Annotated in this window: 21 protein-coding genes; 12 read left to right on the forward strand and 9 right to left on the reverse strand. The window is 66.2% G+C overall.

Annotated elements, in window-relative coordinates; all coding sequences use genetic code 11:
• Positions 1-18: 18 nt before the first annotated feature.
• The 6 genes from BM275_RS17485 to BM275_RS17510 all read right to left on the reverse strand — a co-directional run bounded on the left by BM275_RS17485 (position 19) and on the right by BM275_RS17510 (position 4,332).
• On the reverse strand, positions 19-1,971 hold the full coding sequence (locus BM275_RS17485) for a DUF7844 domain-containing protein (protein WP_090522569.1): 1,953 nt from the start codon (positions 1,969-1,971) through the stop codon (positions 19-21).
• On the reverse strand, positions 1,968-2,288 hold the full coding sequence (locus BM275_RS17490; protein ID WP_090522571.1) for a DUF2388 domain-containing protein: 321 nt from the start codon (positions 2,286-2,288) through the stop codon (positions 1,968-1,970). The genes BM275_RS17485 and BM275_RS17490 overlap by 4 nt, the downstream gene beginning before the upstream one ends.
• A 42-nt stretch (positions 2,289-2,330) precedes the next feature.
• Positions 2,331-2,627: a DUF2388 domain-containing protein gene (locus BM275_RS17495; RefSeq protein ID WP_090522573.1), complete on the reverse strand. Its 297-nt coding sequence runs from the start codon at positions 2,625-2,627 to the stop codon at positions 2,331-2,333.
• A 112-nt stretch (positions 2,628-2,739) separates the two neighbouring features.
• On the reverse strand, positions 2,740-3,057 hold the full coding sequence (locus BM275_RS17500; RefSeq protein ID WP_090522575.1) for a DUF2388 domain-containing protein: 318 nt from the start codon (positions 3,055-3,057) through the stop codon (positions 2,740-2,742).
• 108 nt (positions 3,058-3,165) lie between these two features.
• A complete protein-coding gene (locus BM275_RS17505) occupies positions 3,166-3,366 on the reverse strand; it encodes a DUF1127 domain-containing protein (RefSeq protein ID WP_041015440.1) in 201 nt (66 codons plus the stop codon).
• A gap of 165 nt (positions 3,367-3,531) precedes the next feature.
• Positions 3,532-4,332, reverse strand: a complete 801-nt coding sequence (locus BM275_RS17510; RefSeq protein ID WP_167362175.1) for an AraC family transcriptional regulator — start codon at positions 4,330-4,332, stop codon at positions 3,532-3,534.
• A gap of 87 nt (positions 4,333-4,419) precedes the next feature.
• On the opposite strand from BM275_RS17510, the gene BM275_RS17515 reads away from it, so the two are divergent.
• Together BM275_RS17515 and mdaB are read left to right on the forward strand one after the other, a co-directional pair.
• Positions 4,420-5,409, forward strand: coding sequence for a bile acid:sodium symporter family protein (locus BM275_RS17515; protein ID WP_090522577.1), 990 nt, complete (start codon positions 4,420-4,422; stop codon positions 5,407-5,409).
• 120 nt (positions 5,410-5,529) lie between these two features.
• Complete coding sequence (gene mdaB / locus BM275_RS17520; protein WP_090522579.1) at positions 5,530-6,120, forward strand: NADPH:quinone oxidoreductase MdaB; 591 nt, start codon at positions 5,530-5,532, stop codon at positions 6,118-6,120.
• 73 nt (positions 6,121-6,193) lie between these two features.
• On the opposite strand, the gene BM275_RS17525 is transcribed toward mdaB, so the two are convergent.
• Genes BM275_RS17525 through BM275_RS17535 form a run of 3 tightly spaced genes read right to left on the reverse strand, consistent with a single transcriptional unit; the run spans position 6,194 to position 9,086 of the window.
• Positions 6,194-7,630 carry an NAD(P)(+) transhydrogenase (Re/Si-specific) subunit beta gene (locus BM275_RS17525; RefSeq protein ID WP_003301919.1) on the reverse strand — a complete coding sequence of 479 codons (1,437 nt, stop codon included), beginning with the start codon at positions 7,628-7,630 and terminating at the stop codon, positions 6,194-6,196.
• A gap of 3 nt (positions 7,631-7,633) precedes the next feature.
• A complete protein-coding gene (locus tag BM275_RS17530) occupies positions 7,634-7,951 on the reverse strand; it encodes an NAD(P) transhydrogenase subunit alpha part 2 (protein ID WP_003284152.1) in 318 nt (105 codons plus the stop codon).
• Positions 7,952-7,964: 13 nt separating this feature from the next.
• Entirely contained in the window at positions 7,965-9,086 is a 1,122-nt protein-coding gene (locus BM275_RS17535) for a Re/Si-specific NAD(P)(+) transhydrogenase subunit alpha (protein ID WP_044315638.1), read from the reverse strand.
• Here BM275_RS17535 and BM275_RS22110 point away from each other — a divergent pair.
• The 10 genes from BM275_RS22110 (at position 9,079) to BM275_RS17580 (ending at position 17,263) form a co-directional block, all read left to right on the forward strand.
• Positions 9,079-9,288 carry a hypothetical protein gene (locus tag BM275_RS22110; RefSeq protein ID WP_139229581.1) on the forward strand — a complete coding sequence of 70 codons (210 nt, stop codon included), beginning with the start codon at positions 9,079-9,081 and terminating at the stop codon, positions 9,286-9,288. The genes BM275_RS17535 and BM275_RS22110 overlap by 8 nt on opposite strands.
• A 318-nt stretch (positions 9,289-9,606) precedes the next feature.
• Positions 9,607-11,121 (forward strand): type II secretion system ATPase GspE, encoded by a 1,515-nt coding sequence (gene gspE / locus BM275_RS17540; RefSeq protein WP_090522581.1) that lies wholly within the window; start codon positions 9,607-9,609, stop codon positions 11,119-11,121.
• Between the two features lie 150 nt (positions 11,122-11,271).
• Positions 11,272-12,486: a GspF family T2SS innner membrane protein variant XcpS gene (gene xcpS, locus BM275_RS17545; protein ID WP_042922882.1), complete on the forward strand. Its 1,215-nt coding sequence runs from the start codon at positions 11,272-11,274 to the stop codon at positions 12,484-12,486.
• A gap of 5 nt (positions 12,487-12,491) precedes the next feature.
• On the forward strand, positions 12,492-12,926 hold the full coding sequence (gene gspG, locus BM275_RS17550; protein ID WP_003301913.1) for a type II secretion system major pseudopilin GspG: 435 nt from the start codon (positions 12,492-12,494) through the stop codon (positions 12,924-12,926).
• A gap of 3 nt (positions 12,927-12,929) precedes the next feature.
• Positions 12,930-13,499, forward strand: a complete 570-nt coding sequence (gene gspH, locus BM275_RS17555) for a type II secretion system minor pseudopilin GspH (protein ID WP_090522583.1) — start codon at positions 12,930-12,932, stop codon at positions 13,497-13,499.
• Positions 13,496-13,915, forward strand: coding sequence for a type II secretion system minor pseudopilin GspI (gene gspI, locus BM275_RS17560; RefSeq protein ID WP_090522585.1), 420 nt, complete (start codon positions 13,496-13,498; stop codon positions 13,913-13,915). The genes gspH and gspI overlap by 4 nt, the downstream gene beginning before the upstream one ends.
• Positions 13,912-14,625 (forward strand): type II secretion system minor pseudopilin GspJ, encoded by a 714-nt coding sequence (gene gspJ / locus BM275_RS17565; protein WP_090522587.1) that lies wholly within the window; start codon positions 13,912-13,914, stop codon positions 14,623-14,625. Before gspI ends, gspJ begins: the two co-directional genes overlap by 4 nt.
• Entirely contained in the window at positions 14,622-15,611 is a 990-nt protein-coding gene (gene gspK / locus BM275_RS17570) for a type II secretion system minor pseudopilin GspK (RefSeq protein WP_023445572.1), read from the forward strand. The genes gspJ and gspK overlap by 4 nt, the downstream gene beginning before the upstream one ends.
• A 3-nt stretch (positions 15,612-15,614) precedes the next feature.
• Positions 15,615-16,748 (forward strand): type II secretion system protein GspL, encoded by a 1,134-nt coding sequence (gene gspL / locus BM275_RS17575; protein WP_090522589.1) that lies wholly within the window; start codon positions 15,615-15,617, stop codon positions 16,746-16,748.
• Complete coding sequence (locus BM275_RS17580) at positions 16,748-17,263, forward strand: type II secretion system protein M (protein ID WP_046618123.1); 516 nt, start codon at positions 16,748-16,750, stop codon at positions 17,261-17,263. Before gspL ends, BM275_RS17580 begins: the two co-directional genes overlap by 1 nt.
• The last annotated feature ends 42 nt before the right edge of the window (positions 17,264-17,305 follow it).

Genomic DNA, 17,305 nt, shown 5'->3' on the forward strand with positions numbered 1-17,305 from the left:
CTACCGAAACGTAATTTCTCACGGCAACTCCAACCCACCCCCAGCCTTGTGCAACCCGCGCAGATGCTCGCCGATCTGCGCCAGGTTCACTTCGATCGCTTCGAGTTCCTCCCGCCGCTCGTCCCCCAGCAGCACCCGGACTTCCTGGTCCAGCTCTTCGCTCAGCTGATTCAGGCGCAGTTGGCGTTGTTCGCTTTCGCGTTCGAGGCGGGTCCATTCGCTGGGTTGTGGCAGGCCGTAGCCTTGGCCGTCGAGCAGTTCGGCGGGGCGGCTGAGGTAGCCGCTGTTGGCGAGGATTTCCTGCAAGGCGCCGTCGGCCTTGTTCAGGCTGGCGTCGCGCCCGCGGCCGCCGAGGTAGCGGTTCTTCAGCTCGTCCTGGGCGAGGAGCAGCTGGCGGCGCAGGGCGGCCTGCTCGACCAGCAGCAGGGCGGCGGCGGCACGGAGGTCGGCGCGGTCGATCCATGGCTGGCGTTCGGCAGCGTCGAGCTCGAGCCATTGTTCGACACTGTCCTGCGGTAGACCGAGGCGCTCCTTGAGGATGGTGAACATGGCCTGGTAGCGATCGCGGTAGGAGTCGAAGCGATAGCCCAGGCGCAGCGCCTCGCGGGGATCGTCGAGCACGCTGGCGTCGGCCAGGTCGCGGTGGATCAGCACCTCCAGCAGCCCGTTGGGCATGATGCTGTCCAGGGCGACGAGTTCGTCGCGTGTGGTTCCGCTGCGCAGCAGCTTGAGGGTTTCCACCGCGCAGTTGTTGGACAGGAAGTAGTAGTCGCCGTCGTAGCTCCAGTGCAGCTCGGCGCTACGCTCGACCAGTGCGCGAATCTCTTCGTGCTGCAGCTTCAGCGGCACCGAGGCCAGCCCGCGCAGCTCCACCTTGGTGTATTCCTCGATCACCTGGCCCAGAGGCAGGATGAACAACCGCGAGGGATAGACGCCGGTGAGGCCGTCCCAGCTGGAGAGCTGCACATCATCGACGAAGGCGCGGAAGGACAACACAAGGTGGTGGTCCAGATCCAGTCGACAATCGGGACCGGGCTCGCGGCCGGGCGCGCAGATCACCAGGCGCAGCATGCTGTGGCCCCAGCGGCTGACCCAGGCATCGTTGGCTTCGGCAAACAGGTAGTCGACCTCGTAGACACGTGACGGATCGAGGCTCAGCAGGGGCGTGCGGCCGAACTCGCGGCCGGCGTTGAGGAAGGGGTAGCCCGGTGCGCAATCGGCGGATTCCAGCGCCCAACCAAAGTGTTCGTTGAAGTAGCGGTGCAGCGAAGGGCGCCGGCAGGCGTAGCTGGGATCGAGCAGGAAGTATTCGAGGTTCACCGCGACGAATTCCAGCGGGCTGGTCAGCTCGTACGCATCGGGACTGCGGGCCAGCTGCGCGTTGTCCTGTTCGCGCAGGCCGCGTTTGCCGACTCGTTGCGGCCAGCCGGCCAGATCGAGCAGGCGCGGGTCGTCGCTGAGGGTGAAGCGGCGGTCGGTCTGTCCGCGGCAGTCGTCCGGCAGGCCGACCTGCCCGAGATTGCTGGCGCGTTGACGGCACTGGCCCTGCAACAGGTGCTGATCCGGCGACCACAGGCGAGCACGGTCATAGAGATGCGCCACTTCGTGAATGACGGTGGCGAGCAGCTCACGGCGCACCGTCCCGTGGGGGCGATTGGTCTTCTCGCTGGCAGCGCTGCCATCGGTCAGTGTCGGCAGTAGACGGCGATTGAGCTGAAGACGGTTACCGCCGGCGCGACCATAGGCCTGTTCCGGCAGGTTGTCGCGCCATTGCACGCGCACCTCGCGATCGAGGCTCTGCACCAGGCGGGGTGGCAGTGCGGCCATGGCTTCGTCCAGCAGCGCCTGGCTGGCGGCGCGTTGCTCGGCGTCCAGTGTGCGTGAGTCGAGAACCAGGCGCAGGTCTGCCTGGGCTACACCTGCAGCAAGGCTCAGGCAGCCTGCCAGCAGCCAGGCGCCGGGGCGTATCACAGGGCGAGGATGGCTTCGGCCAGTTGCAGGTCGCTGGCATTGCGCGCTGCAGGGAGTTCGCTGCGCAGGGTGCCTATCGCGGCTTCCAGATGCGCACCGCGGATCTCGCCGCCGCTGGCGACGAAGCTGGCGGCGTCTTCACGCGCTTCGACGACGACCTTCATGTCACTGATGCGGCTGGTCACATCGGAGGTGAAATTGATGCTGCGGTCCAGGGCACGCACGACGATGTTGCTGGTGGCGACGAGGGTCTGCGCCTGGGCTGTGCCCGCGACGACGGCCAGCGCTAGCGGGGCGGCGAGCAATAGCTTGTTCATCGATGAATCTCTCACGGGTCGGGGCACCGGCAGGCGGTGCGATTATTGGACGAGGATCGCTTCGGCCAGTTCCAGATCGCTGGCGGCAAGCTCCGGGTGTTCCTGGCGCAGCCGCGCTATGGCCGCTTGCAGGCGAGCCGCGGTGAGCTGGCCTTCGCTGGCGACGAAGCCGGCCGCGTCTTCGCGGGCCTCGGCGATCAGCTTGTTGTCGAAGGGAGCACTGGTCAGCTGGCTGCTGACGTAGCTGGTCTGCACGACACCTGCGGTGGTGACATCGAAAGCCTGGGCGGCGCCAGCTGTGAGGCCGAGAAATAAGAGAACGATTGAATACGAACGCATGCGGAACCTGTTGCCGGGAAAAACGGCGCCAAGGCTAGCGAAACGCCGGCTGCAGAGCCAGCGTTCGGTTGCTTCCGCAGGTTGCAGCAGCGCTCATGCGCTGCTGCACGCATCAGAGCACCAGGATCGCCTGAGCCAGTTGCAGATCGCTGGCGCCCAGTTCTGGCTGCTGGCTACGAATATGGCGCAGCGCCGCTTCGAGGTGGGCGCCGCGCAGATCGCCCTGGCTGGCAACGAAACGCGCCGCATCGTCGCGAGCATCGAGCACCAGTTTGTCGTCGCGCAGCGACGAGGTCAGGTCCGAGGTTGCGTCCACGGTATTGATCAGGCCGCCGACCACCATGTCGGTGGTAGCGGTGAAGCTGGCAGCGGACGCGCCGCCGCTCAGCAGCAAGCCGGCAGCGAAGAAGGGGAGCAGGATTCGGGACATGGCAGATCTCCAGTGGTGAGGCTCTAGACCGCGCCATGGGTGCGACGTTCCCGTTGCTGCGGCCTTGCAGCACGCAGCATAGGCTCGAATCGGTGGGCGCGGAATGCCTCAGCGCCAGAACGGCTTGTCCAGCTCTGCCGAGCGGTCGCTATGGCTGATGCCGACATCCGCCAGCTGGCGGTCGTCAAGCTGCGCCAGTTGCTGCCGGGTACGGTAGTTGCGTTGCCAGCGCTGCAATACTTGCAGCAGCTGTAGCCAGTTGCGGCGGGCGCGGGTGGCGACATACGGACGAGACAGCGTGCGATCCATGCTGCGCTCCTTCCCGGTGTGACCGGGTACGGGTTATGGGAGAACAGGATCGCGCGCGTCAGCCAAGTGCAACAGCCACAGGGATTCTCGATTGTGCCGGTGCAGTTCCAGAAATGGATGCAACTGTATTGGTCGCGAACGCGCCAACTGTTTTCGCTGCGCTGCTTATCGGTCCGGTGTTCGTGCCAGAGCGCCTGGTGTGGTGCCGAACTGCTGACCGAACGCGGCGATAAACGCCGAGGTGGATTCGTAGCCGCAGGCCAGCGCGACATCGGTAACCGGCTGGCCCTGCTCCAGCAGAGGGAGCGCGCTGAGCAGGCGCAGACGCTGGCGCCAGGCGCGGAAGCTGAGGCCGGTGTCACGCTGGAACTGGCGGGTCAGGGTTTTCTCCGAGACCTGCAGGCGCTCGCTCCATTGCTTCAGGCTGAGTGAAAGATCGGGCTGCTCATAGAGCGCTTCGCACAGCTGACGAAGCCGGGCATCCCCGGGCCAGGGCAGGGAATAGCCGATTGCCGGCGCCGCCCGCAGCTGGTCCAGCAGCACCGCTGCCAGGCGGCCTTCGGCACCTTGCTCGTCATATTCCGCCGGCAGCGCGCCAAAGGCGCGGATCAGCTCGCGCAGCAGTGGGCTGACCGCGAGTACCTGGCAATGCTCGGGCGCCCAGGCCACGGCGCGCTGGTCGATGTACAGGCTGCGCATCTCGGTGTGCGGCGAGCTGATCACCTCGTGCAGCAGGCCCGGCGGAATCAGGATGGCGCGCTGCGGCGGAGCGAGAAAGCGCCCACGCTCGGTATGCACGCGCAGCACGCCGCTGATGGCGTAGGACAGCTGTGCCCAGGGATGGCTGTGGCGTGGCGTGGTGGTTCGCTCAGCCAGGGATTCGCTGCGGGCGAAGAGCGGGCGCGGCAGTGCATCCATGGCTGGGATGCTGCGTTGCACGAGGCTGCCTTGTCCTTTTCTCGACATTTGTCTGGCTTATGGCGTTAGTCGGATATGCAGCGCGACAGTAGACTCGCTGGCAACCTGCCACAAGCCACACAATCAGGAGCGCCCATGGCCAGACCTCGCCTGTTACCGGACAACTTCACTCTGGCCCTGCTCGGTGCGGTGGCCATCGCCACGCTGCTGCCAGCGCGGGGGCAGGGCGTGGCGGTATTCGAGTGGATCACCAACCTGGCCATAGGTCTGCTGTTCTTCATGCACGGCGCCAAGCTCTCGGGCAGTGCGATCCTCGCCGGCATGGGCCATTGGCGCCTGCATCTCCTGGTGTTCAGCTGCACCTTCGTGCTGTTCCCCCTGCTCGGCCTGGCGCTGCGCCCGCTGCTGACGCCGATGATCGGCGCCGAGCTGTACCTGGGCATGCTCTACCTCTGTGCCTTGCCGGCCACGGTGCAGTCGGCCATCGCCTTCACCTCGCTGGCGCGCGGCAACATCCCAGCGGCGGTATGCAGCGCGGCGGCTTCCAGCCTGATCGGCATCTTCCTCACGCCGCTGCTGGTACTGCTGCTGATGGGCGCGCAGGGCGAAGGCGACTCGACGCTGGATGCCATCGGCAAGATCGTCGTGCAGCTGCTGCTGCCGTTCATCGCCGGGCAGATCGCGCGGCGCTGGATTGGCGACTGGGTGGCGCGCAACAAGGGCTGGCTAAAGAACGTCGACCAGAGCTCTATCCTGCTGGTGGTCTACACCGCGTTCAGCCATGCGGTGGTCGAGGGCATCTGGCAGCAGGTGCCGCTGCCGCAGCTGCTGGGTCTGGTGCTGGCCTGCTGTCTGCTGCTGGCGCTGGCCCTGCTGATTACCTGGCTGGCGGCGCGCTGGCTGGACTTCGATCTGGAGGACCGCATCACCATTCTCTTCGCCGGCTCGAAGAAGAGCCTGGCCACCGGCATCCCCATGGCGCAGGTGCTGTTCGCCGGCGGTGCGCTGGGCACGCTGATCCTGCCATTGATGCTGTTTCACCAGATTCAGCTGATGGTATGCGCGGTACTGGCGCAGCGCTATGCGTCGCGACCAGAAACAACAGCGGTCGCAAAAGCGGGCTGAATCGAAGCCAATCAGCGGCGGATTCGTGACTGCAGCGCAAAGATCATTTGCCCGTTACGGTCTGGGAGCGGTGCGCAGGGGTGGCTAAGCTGCGCGCCATTCTGTTGCTGAGGCATTCCCATGAAGAAGATTCTGCTACTCAACGGCGGCAAGGCCTTCGCCCACTCGGCCGGCCAGTACAACGCCACGCTGCATCAGGCAGCCATCGAAACCCTGACCGCGGCCGGCTTCGAGGTCCGCACCACCGAGATCGATGCCGGCTACGACGTGCAGCAGGAAGTCGAAAAGATCCTCTGGGCCGACGCGCTGATCTATCAGATGCCCGGCTGGTGGATGGGCGCACCCTGGACGGTGAAGAAATACCTGGACGAGGTGTTCACCGCCGGCCACGGCAGCCTCTACGCCAACGACGGCCGCACCCGCTCCGACGCCTCGCAGAAGTACGGCAGCGGCGGTCTGCTGCAGGGCAAACGCTACATGATCTCCGCCACCTGGAATGCGCCGCAGCAGGCCTTCGACGACCCCAGCGATTTCTTCGCCGGCAAGGGCGTGGATGCCGTCTACCTGCCGTTTCACAAGGCCAACGAGTTTCTCGGCATGCAGGGCTTGCCGACCTTCCTCAGTGTCGATGTGATGAGACGGCCGCAGATCGAGGCGGATGTCGCACGCTATCGGCGGCACCTGGGCGAGGTGTTCGGCTTCAGTGTCTGACCTTCGCGTCAGGCAAAGAAAAAACCCCTCGCGGCAAGGGCCGGGAGGGGTTTTTCGTTTCAGCGCGAGGCGATCACTCCACGGCCTTGACCATATCCTCGACCACCTTCTTGGCGTCGCCGAAGACCATCATGGTCTTGTCCATGTAGAACAGCTCGTTGTCCAGGCCGGCGTAGCCGCTGGCCATGGAGCGCTTGTTGACGATGACCGTCTTGGCCTTGTACGCCTCGAGGATCGGCATGCCGGCGATCGGCGACTTCGGATCGTTCTTCGCCGCTGGGTTGACCACGTCGTTGGCGCCGAGCACCAGCACCACGTCGGCCTGGCCGAACTCCGAGTTGATGTCCTCCATCTCGAAGACCTGCTCGTAGGGCACCTCGGCTTCGGCCAGCAGCACGTTCATGTGCCCCGGCATGCGGCCGGCGACCGGGTGGATCGCGTACTTCACGGTCACGCCCATGTGCGTCAGCTTCTCGGCCAGTTCCATCAGCGCGTGCTGCGCGCGGGCCACCGCCAGGCCGTAGCCCGGGACGATGATCACGGTGTCGGCGTTGGTCAGCAGGAAGGCGGCATCGTCGGCCGAACCGGACTTCACGTTGCGCTCCAGCTGTGCGCCCGCCGGGCCGCCGGCATCCGCGTCAGCACCGAAGCCGCCGAGGATCACGTTGAAGAACGAGCGGTTCATCGCCTTGCACATGATGTACGAGAGGATCGCGCCGGAAGAGCCCACAAGCGAGCCGGCGATGATCAGCATCGAGTTGTTCAGCGAGAAGCCGATACCGGCGGCCGCCCAGCCCGAATACGAGTTGAGCATCGACACCACCACCGGCATGTCCGCACCGCCGATGGGGATGATGATCAGCACGCCGATGACGAACGCCAGCGCCACCAGGATGGCGAAGGCGGTCAGGTTGCCGGTGAAGGTGTAGACCAGGCCCAGGCCGACGATCGCCAGGCCCACGGCCAGGTTGACCATGTGCTGGCCCTTGAATACCACCGGGGCGCCCTGGAACAGGCGAAACTTGTACTTGCCCGAGAGCTTGCCGAAGGCGATCACCGAACCGGAGAAGGTGATGGCACCGATAGCAGCGCCGAGGAACAGCTCCAGGCGGTTACCCACCGGAATGGCGTAGCCGATCTGCTCGACGATGCCCAGCGACTGCGGCTCGACCACCGCGGCGATGGCGATGAATACCGCGGCCAGGCCGATCATGCTGTGCATGAAGGCGACCAGCTCGGGCATCTTGGTCATCTCGACGCGCTTGGCCATGACGGTGCCGACGCTGCCGCCGATCAGCAGGCCGACGATCACGTAGCCGATGCCGGCGGTGGCCAGCTCGCTGCCGAGCTTGAAGATCAGGCCGACCGTGGTGAGCACGGCGAGGCCCATGCCGATCATGCCGAACAGGTTGCCGCGTCTTGAGGTGGTGGGGTGGGAAAGGCCCTTCAGTGCCTGGATGAAGCACACCGAGGCGACCAGATAGAGCAGGGTGATCAGGTTCATGCTCATGGCTTACTTGCCCTCCGCCTTGGCCGCACTGCGGTCCTTCTTCTTGAACATTTCCAGCATGCGGCGGGTGACCAGGAAGCCCCCGAACACGTTGACCGCGGCCAGCGCCACGGCCAGGGTGCCCATGGCCTTGCCCAGCGGGGTGACGGTGAGCGCGGCGGCCAGCATGGCGCCGACGATGACGATCGCCGAAATCGCGTTGGTGACTGCCATCAGCGGAGTGTGCAGGGCCGGGGTGACGTTCCAGACCACGTGGTAGCCGACGTAGATCGCCAGCACGAAGATGATCAGGTTGTAGATGCCGTCCGAAATCAGATCCATGTTCGCGTCTCCCTTAACCGTTGGTCCGCACGACCTGGCCGTCGCGGCACATCAGGCACGCGGCGACGATGTCGTCTTCGAGGTTGAGCTGGAACTGGCCGTCCTTGTCGATGACCAGCTTGAGAAAATCCAGCAGGTTGCGGGCGTACAGCGCCGAGGCGTCGGCCGCTACCAGCGTCGCCAGGTTGGCGTGTCCGACGATGGTCACACCGTGGCGCACCACCACCTGGTCGATCTCGGTCAGCGGGCAGTTGCCGCCGTGGCCGGCTGCCAGGTCGACGATCACCGAGCCGGGCTTCATCTGCTCGACGGTGGCTTCCTGCAGCAGCGTCGGCGCCTTGCGGCCCGGGATCAGCGCGGTGGTGATGACGATGTCCGACTGCAGCGCACGCTCGTGCACCGCCTGCGCCTGACGCGCCATCCACGAGGCCGGCATCGGCCGCGCATAGCCGCCGACGCCTTCGGCGCATTCGCGCTCCTCGTCGGTCTCCAGCGGCACGTCGACGAACTTGGCGCCGAGCGATTCGATCTGCTCCTTCACCGCCGGACGCACGTCCGAGGCCTCGACCACCGCGCCGAGGCGCTTGGCCGTGGCGATGGCCTGCAGACCGGCGACACCGGCACCGAGGATCAGCACGCGTGCGGCCTTCACCGTGCCGGCGGCGGTCATCAGCATCGGCATGAAGCGCGGGTAGTGATGGGCGCCGACCAGCACCGCCTTGTAGCCGGCGATGTTGGCCTGCGACGAGAGCACGTCCAGGCTCTGTGCACGGGACGTACGCGGCGCGGCCTCCAGGGCGAAGGCGGTGATGCCGCGGGCAGCCATGCGCGCGATGCAGTCATTGTCGAACGGGTTGAGCATGCCCAGCAGCACGCTGCCGGACTGCATCTGCGCCAGTTCGGCCTCGTCCGGCGCATTGACCTTCAGCACCAGCTCGGCGGCAAAGGCCGCGGCCGCATCGCCGATGGTTGCGCCGACCGCTTCATAGGCGCTGTCCGGCACGCTGGAAAGCAACCCGGCGCCGCTTTGCAGCGTCACCCGGTGCCCTTGGCCGATCAGTTTCTTGACGGTTTCCGGGGTTGCGGCGACGCGCGTTTCCCCGGAGTGGGTTTCGAGAGGAACACCGATGTGCATTGTTGTTGTTCTCCTGCGTGATCATGACCGGTGCTGCGGCGAACCGCGCACCGACGTGCTTTTCACCCGCCCGCTGCTCTGGCGAACGGGGTATGGAACAGGTGAAGCCAGCCGGGCGATGCGCAAAACGGATCGCCCGGCGCGGCATTCTGCAAGCCTTGAAAAAATCAAACAACTGTTTCAATCAAACGATTGTATTTGACGCGCCGGTCGCAGGATGACTGCCTGTTTTCCGTGCTTCGCTGCAGATTGCGTCCTGTTTGGCTCTGCGTACGACCAATTCGTCCGCGCCAGGCACACGACACGGCCGCATCATGAATGACGCGCCATTGACGGGGTATTCGTCAGCGGTGCCAAGCATCTCCGACCTTGGTGTCGGGTTAAGTCGATATGCGGGAAAAACGCGCGCACGTTGAAATGTCATTCAATCCTTGTAGTCCAACTAGGCTGGTTGGACCCGATTGGAGTGTTTCGAACGCAGTGACGTCGGGTCGCTGCGTGTCGCTGGTGGAGCTGGACGATGCCCGAACTCGATGTAAACGAAGTCACCACGCTGCTCGAACAGCCGGCCCAGCGCCGCCTGCCGTTCGCCTTTGCGCGCCGGCACGGTGTGATCCTGCTGGAGCGTGGCGGCGAGCTGCACCTCGGCCTGCGCGAGGGCGCCGCGCTGACGGCGGTGCAGGAGGCGCAGCGGGTCGTTGGTATGCGTCTGCCGATGCAATGGTTAGCGCAGGCTGATTTCGATCAGGCGCTCGGTGCCGCCTACCAGCACGATTCCTCGGCGGCGATGTTGATGGTCGAGGGGCTGGGCAACGACCTGGACCTGGCCAGCCTGGCCGATCAGATCCAGGAAACCGAGGACCTGTTGGAGCAGGAGGACGACGCGCCGATCATTCGCCTGATCAACGCCATCCTCGGCGAGGCGATCAACGAGAACGCCTCGGATATCCATATCGAAACCTTCGAGAAGCGCCTGGTGATCCGCTTTCGCGTTGATGGCATCCTCCGTGAAGTGGTGCAGCCCAAGCGCGAGCTGGCGGCGCTGCTGGTGTCGCGGATCAAGGTCATGGCCAAGCTGGACATCGCCGAGAAGCGCATCCCGCAGGACGGGCGCATCTCGCTGCGCGTCGGCGGCCGCGAGGTTGACATCCGTGTCTCCACGCTGCCCTCGGCCAATGGCGAGCGGGTGGTGTTGCGTCTCCTAGACAAGCAGGCCGGTCGCCTGACCCTGCGCCATCTGGGTATGAACGAGCAGGATCGCGACCACCTGGAGCGGGCGGTGAAGAAACCGCACGGCATCATTCTGGTCACCGGCCCCACCGGGTCGGGCAAGACCACCACGCTCTACGCCGCGCTGACCACGTTGAATGACCGCACGCGCAACATCCTCACCGTCGAGGACCCCATCGAATACCACCTCGAAGGCATCGGCCAGACCCAGGTCAACACCAAGGTCGACATGACCTTCGCCCGCGGCCTGCGCGCCATCCTGCGCCAGGACCCTGACGTGGTGATGGTCGGTGAGATCCGCGACCAGGAAACCGCTGACATGGCGGTGCAGGCCTCGCTCACCGGCCACCTGGTGCTCTCCACGCTGCACACCAACAGCGCCATCGGCGCCGTCACACGGCTGGTGGACATGGGCGTCGAGCCGTTCCTGATCTCCTCCTCGCTGCTCGGCGTACTGGCCCAGCGCCTCGTACGGGTGTTGTGCAATGACTGCAAGCGCGCCTACGTCGCCGATGCCGCCGAGTGCCAGCTGCTCGGGGCCAGCCTGGCCGAGGCGCCGACGCTGTATCACGCCGAAGGCTGCGAGCAGTGCCGGGGCCTCGGTTACCGCGGGCGTACCGGCATCTATGAGCTGGTGCTGTTCGACGACGCCCTGCGCACCATGGTGCACACCCGCGCCAGCGAGCAGGACATGCTGCGTCACGCTCGGATCTTGGGTCCGAGCATCCGCGACGACGGCCTGCGCAAGGTGCGCGAGGGGGTGACCACCATCGAGGAAGTGCTGAGGGTGACGCGTGAGGAGTGAGGGGATGAGGTTGATTCCGACGCGCCCGCAGAGGCATCCGCAGCCTGACCGACATCGCATGGTGGTGCCATTCGCGGCTGCTCCCTCGGCTGTGCGGTGTCTGTGTAGCGGCGCTCTCGACCGCGGATCGCCGCTGTTGGAGACCGCCTGATGGCTGCCTTCGAATACCTCGCCCTCGACCCCCGCGGCCGCGAGCAGAAGGGGCTGATCGAGGCTGACAGCCCGCGTCAGGCGCGCCAGTTGCTGCGCGAGAAGCAGTGGGCACCGCTGGAGGTGAAGCAGGCCAAGTCCAAGGAAGACGTCAGCCGTGGCGGCCTGAGTTTCGGCCGCGGCCTGTCGGCGCGCGATCTGGCATTGGTCACCCGGCAGCTGGCGACGCTGGTGCAGGCCGCGCTGCCGATCGAGGAAGCCTTGCGCGCGGCAGCGGCACAGTCCACCTCGGCGAAGATCAAATCGATGCTGCTGGCCGTGCGTGCGCGGGTGATGGAAGGCCACAGCCTGGCTGCGGCCCTGCGCGAATATCCGTCGGCGTTTCCCGAGCTCTATCGCGCCACCGTGGCGGCGGGGGAGCATGCCGGCCATCTCGGGCTGGTGCTCGATCAGCTCGCCGACTACACCGATCAGCGTCAGCAGTCGCGGCAGAAGATCCAGCTGGCGCTGCTCTATCCGGTGATCCTGATGGTCGCCTCGCTGGCCATCGTCGTGCTCCTGCTCGGCTACGTGGTGCCGGACGTGGTCAAGGTGTTCGTCAACACCGGCCAGGAATTGCCGGCGTTGACCCGCGGCTTGATCGCTACCAGCGACGTGGTGAAGAACTGGGGCTGGCTGATCGTGCTCGGTCTCATCGCCGCGTTCCTCGCCATGCGCGCGGCATTGCGCGACCCGGCGCTGCGCCTGCGCTGGCATGCGTTCATTCTGCGGATACCGCTGATCGGTCGACTGAGCCGGGCGACCAATACCGCGCGCTTCGCCTCGACCCTGGCGATCCTCACCAAGAGCGGCGTGCCGCTGGTGGAAGCGCTGTCCATCGCCGCCGCGGTGATCGCCAATCTGCGCATCCGCGAGCGGGTGGTGGAGGCGGCGCAGAAAGTGCGCGAAGGCAGCAGCCTGACCCGCGCCCTGGATGCCACCGGCGAATTCCCGCCGATGATGCTGCACATGATCGCCAGCGGCGAGAAATCCGGTGAACTGGATCAGATGCTGGCGCGAACCGCGCGCAACCAGGAGAACGACCTCGCTGCCCAGGTGTCTCTGCTGGTCGGCCTGTTCGAACCGTTCATGCTGGTGTTCATGGGGGCTGTGGTGCTGGTCATCGTGCTGGCGATCCTGATGCCAATCCTCTCTCTCAACCAACTGGTGGGGTAACGACAATGAAGTTGCAACGACGCACGCAAGGGGGCTTCACCCTCATCGAAATCATGGTGGTGGTGGTCATCCTCGGCATTCTCGCCGCGCTGGTGGTGCCGCAGGTGATGAGCCGCCCGGATCAGGCCAAGGTCACCGTGGCCAAGGGCGACATCAAGGCCGTCGCCGCCGCGCTGGACATGTACAAGCTGGACAATTTCGCCTACCCGAGCACCCAGCAGGGGCTGGAGGCGCTGGTGAAGAAGCCTTCCGGCAACCCGCAGCCGAAGAACTGGAACCGCGATGGCTATCTCAAGCGCCTGCCAAAGGACCCATGGGGCAACGACTACCAGTACCTCTCGCCAGGTACCCAGGGCCAGTTCGACCTCTACTCCTTCGGCGCCGACGGCAAACCCGGCGGCAGCGACCTTAACGCCGACATCGGTAACTGGGACCTCTAATCGATGCGGCAGCGCGCCCGCGCCTTCACGCTGATCGAACTGCTGGTGGTGATCGTCCTGCTGGGCATTCTGGTCAGCGTGGCGGTGCTCAGCGTCGGCGGTTCGAGTACCTCGCGCGAGCTGCGTGACGAGGCGCGGCGACTGGCTGCGCTGATCGGCGTGCTCAGCGACGAGGCGGTACTCGACAGTCGCGAATACGGCCTGCTGGTCAACAGCGAGGGTTACCGGGTGCTGCGCTACGACGAGGCGGCCACGCGCTGGCTGGAAGTCGAGCGACGCAAGGTGCACAAGGTGCCGGAGTGGATGCGCCTGGATCTGGAACTGGACGGCACGCCGCTGGAACTGGTGGCCCCAACCCAGCGCGAGGACGACCGCGCCGGGCTGTCCGGAGACGGCGAGCGAACGGCACGCCGCGCATCACGGCTGGAGCCACAGCTGCTAATCCTTTCCAGCGGCGAGCTTTCGCCGTTCAGCCTGCGCCTGTCCGAACGCCAGCAGCGCGGCGGTGGCTGGCTGGTCACCAGCGACGGCTTCCGTCTGCCTGAGGCGCGAGTCATCGAGGACAGGCGATGAGCAGACGCCTGGCCAGGGCCGGCCGTGGCTTCACCCTGCTCGAAGTGCTGGTCGCACTGGCGATCTTCGCCAGCGTGTCGGCCGTGGTGCTCACCGCTGCCGGCCGCAGCCTTACCAATGCTGGGCGGCTGGAGGAACTGACCCTAGCCGGCTGGATCGCCGACAACCGCATCAGCGAACTGCAGTTGCAGCAGATTCCTCCCTCCATTGGCCGTGAGACCCAGGAGTTGGATTACGGCAGCCGCAAGTGGCAAACGCTCAGCGAAATCGAGGCCAGCGCCGACCCTGGCCTGCTGCGCGTCACCGTTTGGGTCGCGCTGCAGACGCCGCGCGGGCGCAGCGGCTCGGTGTCTGAGCGAGCGGTGACCAGTCTCACCGGCTTCATTGCGATCGGCCCGGGAGTGGCGCGCCAATGAACGCCCGCTCGCGCGCCTGCTCCGGTTTCACCCTGCTCGAACTGCTGATTGCCATCGCCCTGTTCGCGCTGCTTGGCCTCGGCACTTACCGCATGCTCGAAGCGGTGCTGCAGAGCGATGAGGCTGTGCGCGCCCAGGAGCTGCAGTTGCGCGAACTGAGCCGTGCGGTGTGGGCCTTCGAACGCGACCTGCAACAGGTGATCGGACGCCCGATACGCGATGGCTTCGGTGACGAGCGCAACGCATTTATCGGCCAGCTGGGTGGCGAGGATGGCGCGCCGGTGCTGGAGCTGACCCGTGCCGGCTGGCGCAATCCCACCGGGCTGCGTCGCGCCAATCTACAGCGGGTGCGCTGGCGCCTGGCTGGCGACAACCTCGAGCGCGTCTACTGGGTGGTGCTGGACCGTGACCTCGACAGCGAGCCGCGCGTGCAGCGGGTACTGGAAGACGTGCAGGGCCTGCAGTTGCGCTACCTGGACGAAGAGGCGGTGTGGCACGAGGAGTGGCCGCCGTTCGATTTCGGCCGCGGCAGCCCGGAGAATGCCGCCGAGCGCCTACCGATCGCCCTGGAATTGAATATCGAGCACGCCCGCTACGGCCGTATCACCCGTCTGCTGCGCCTGCCCGACGCCGTCGAGCAGGCGACGCAGCAGGCGCTTCCCGGCGCCGAGGGCGTGCCCGAGCCGTTCGAAGGGGAGCTGCCGCAATGAAGCACCAGCGCGGCGTGGCGCTGATCACCGTGCTGCTGGTGGTGGCCATCGTCACCGTGGTCAGCGCGGCAATGGTGGCGCGTCAGCAGCTCAGCATTCGTGCCAGCAGCAACCAGCTGCAGGCACGCCAGGCCTGGCACTACGCGCTGGGCGGCGAAGCGCTGGCCCAAGCCATGCTCGCTCGCGATCTGCGGGCTGGCGCGACGGGTGAGACAGGCGCCAATGGTGAGGCCGCGGCCGTCGATCATCTGCTCGAGCCCTGGGCGCAGCCGCTGCCGGCGTTCGAGATCGATCAGGGCGAGATCCTCGTGCGTATCGAGGATCTCGCCGGACGCTTCAACCTCAACGACCTGCTGCGCGACCAGCAGCCCAACCCCGCCGCGGTCGAGCAGTTTCGCCGGCTGCTGCTGCGTCTGCAGATCAGCGCGCCCTATGCCGAGCGCCTGCTCGACTGGATCGACCCCGACCAGCAGCCGAGCGGTGAGCTGGGTGCCGAAGACAACGCCTATCTCGGCCTCGATACGCCCTATCGCAGCGCCGGTCGCCGGCTCCACGACCTGTCCGAACTGCGCCTGCTGCTGGACATGCGCGAAGAGGATTTCCAGCGCCTGGCGCCCTATGTCGTCGCGTTGCCGCCCAACGTGCCGCTGAACGTCAACACGGCGAGCGCGATGGTGCTTTCCAGCCTGAGCGACAACCTCAGCCTCGGCGCGGCCGAGTCGCTGGTCGAGCTGCGCCGCGCCGCGCCGTTTCGCAACAGCGCGGCATTCCTCGCGCAGCCGGCGCTGGCCGGGACTACGCTGCAGGGCACTGCGCTGGCGGTTGGCAGTCAATTCTTCCAGGCCACCAGTGAAGTGCGCCTGGGCGACCGCCGGCTGGCGCTGGTCAGCCTGTTGCAACGTGAGCAGGACGGCAGCGTCCGCGTGCTCGCGCGAAATCTCGGTCAGCCTGCCCGGCAGACCCTCCCATCCGACGGAGAACGCTAGACCATGGATTGCCTGTTTCTGCCCGCCGACAGTCCGGCCCGGCTCGATGCCGAGACTCGCGTCTACTGGCTGCCAAAGGACGAACCCGGCCGCTGGCAGCCACTGGGCGAATGCGCCGCAGGCAATGGCGCGATCAGCCTGATCCTGCCGGCGGAAGTCTGCAGCTTTTTCGCCGTCACCCTGCCGACGCGCAAGGCGCGCTGGATGCAGCAGGCGCTGGCCTACGCCGCCGAGGAACTGCTGGCGGAAAACGTCGACGATCTGCATCTGGCCCTCGGCGAAGCACTGCCGGACGGCCGCCTGCGGGTCGTAGCGATCCGCCGCCAGCTGCTGGATGACTGGCTTGGCCAGTTGCGCGAGCTGGGCCTGCTGATCGTGGCGATTCATGTCGACGCCGATCTGTTGCCGCGGGAGGGCACGCAGCTGTTGTTCATCGGTGAGCGTGGCCTGCTCGGCGGCGTCGGCGAAACGCGCTTGGCCTTCGCCACCGAGGATTGGCCGCAGCTGTCCGGCCTCTGCCCGGCGCCATGGCATGCCCAGGGCAGTGAAAGCGAGCCGCCTCTGGCGCTCGACGACTACCGGCAGGTGGACGAGCCCTATGCGTTTCTCGGTTCGCAGCGCGCGGCAGCGATCAACCTCGCCCAGGGTGACTTCGCCGTGGAGGTCGGCAACACCGGCCTCGGTTACTGGAAACCGCTGTTCGCCGTCGCCGGCCTGATCCTGCTGGTGCAGCTGGGCTTCAACCTGAGTCAGGCCTGGTATTTCCAGCGCCAGGGCGATGCCTACGCCGAGGCCAGTCTGGCGCTGTATCGCGAGCTGTTTCCCGAGGACATCCGCATCGTCAACATGCGCGCGCAGTTCGATGAACATCTGGCCCGCGGCAGCGGTGGCCAGGCGGGCTTTCTGCGCCTGCTCGACCACGCCGCCGCGGCACTGGAGGACGGCATTCCGGTGACCATCGGCCAGCTCGACTACAACCAGGATCGCGGCGATCTGGCGCTGCAGGTGCAGGCCATGGACTTTCCCACGCTGGAAACATTGCGCCAACGCCTGGGTGACACCGGTCAGAGCGTGCAGCTGGGCTCGGCCAGTCGAGAAGGCGATGGCGTCAGCGCGCGCGTGGTGATCGGAGGCTGATGATGAATCTCAAGCAACAACTGGCCGTGCGCCTCGCCGATTCGCCGCTGTGGCAGCGCTGGCAGCGTCTGGCGCCCCGTGAGCGCACCTCGCTGAGCCTGCTCGGCGCCTTTCTGCTCGCCGTGCTGTTCTATCTCTGGCTGTGGCTGCCGGCGCAACGCCAGGCCGCCGACGCTCGCGAGTATTACCAGGCGCAGCGCGAACTGCATGCCTACATGGAGCAGAACACCGATCTGGCGCGCCAGATGGAGCGCAGCAACCAGGTCGAGCTGGCGCCGGAGCAGCTGCAGGGGGTGATCACCGAAAGCGCGCAGCAGGGCAACCTGCGAATCGAGAGCTTCGACAATGGCAGCGACGGCAGCGTGCAGGTGAGCCTGCCGGGGGCATCGTACGCGTTGCTGTTGCGCTGGTTCGATACCCTGCAGGGGCAGGGCGTGAGCATTGCTGACGTCAGCCTGGAGCGCGCCGGTGAAGGGCTGGTGAATGCGCGGGTGAGCTTTCGCGCGGGGAGTTGATGGCGCCCTGATCCATCGCCGGGCCTGTGCGAGGCACAGACC

The organism is Stutzerimonas kunmingensis, assembly GCF_900114065.1.
Taxonomy (GTDB): Bacteria; Pseudomonadota; Gammaproteobacteria; order Pseudomonadales; family Pseudomonadaceae; genus Stutzerimonas; species Stutzerimonas kunmingensis.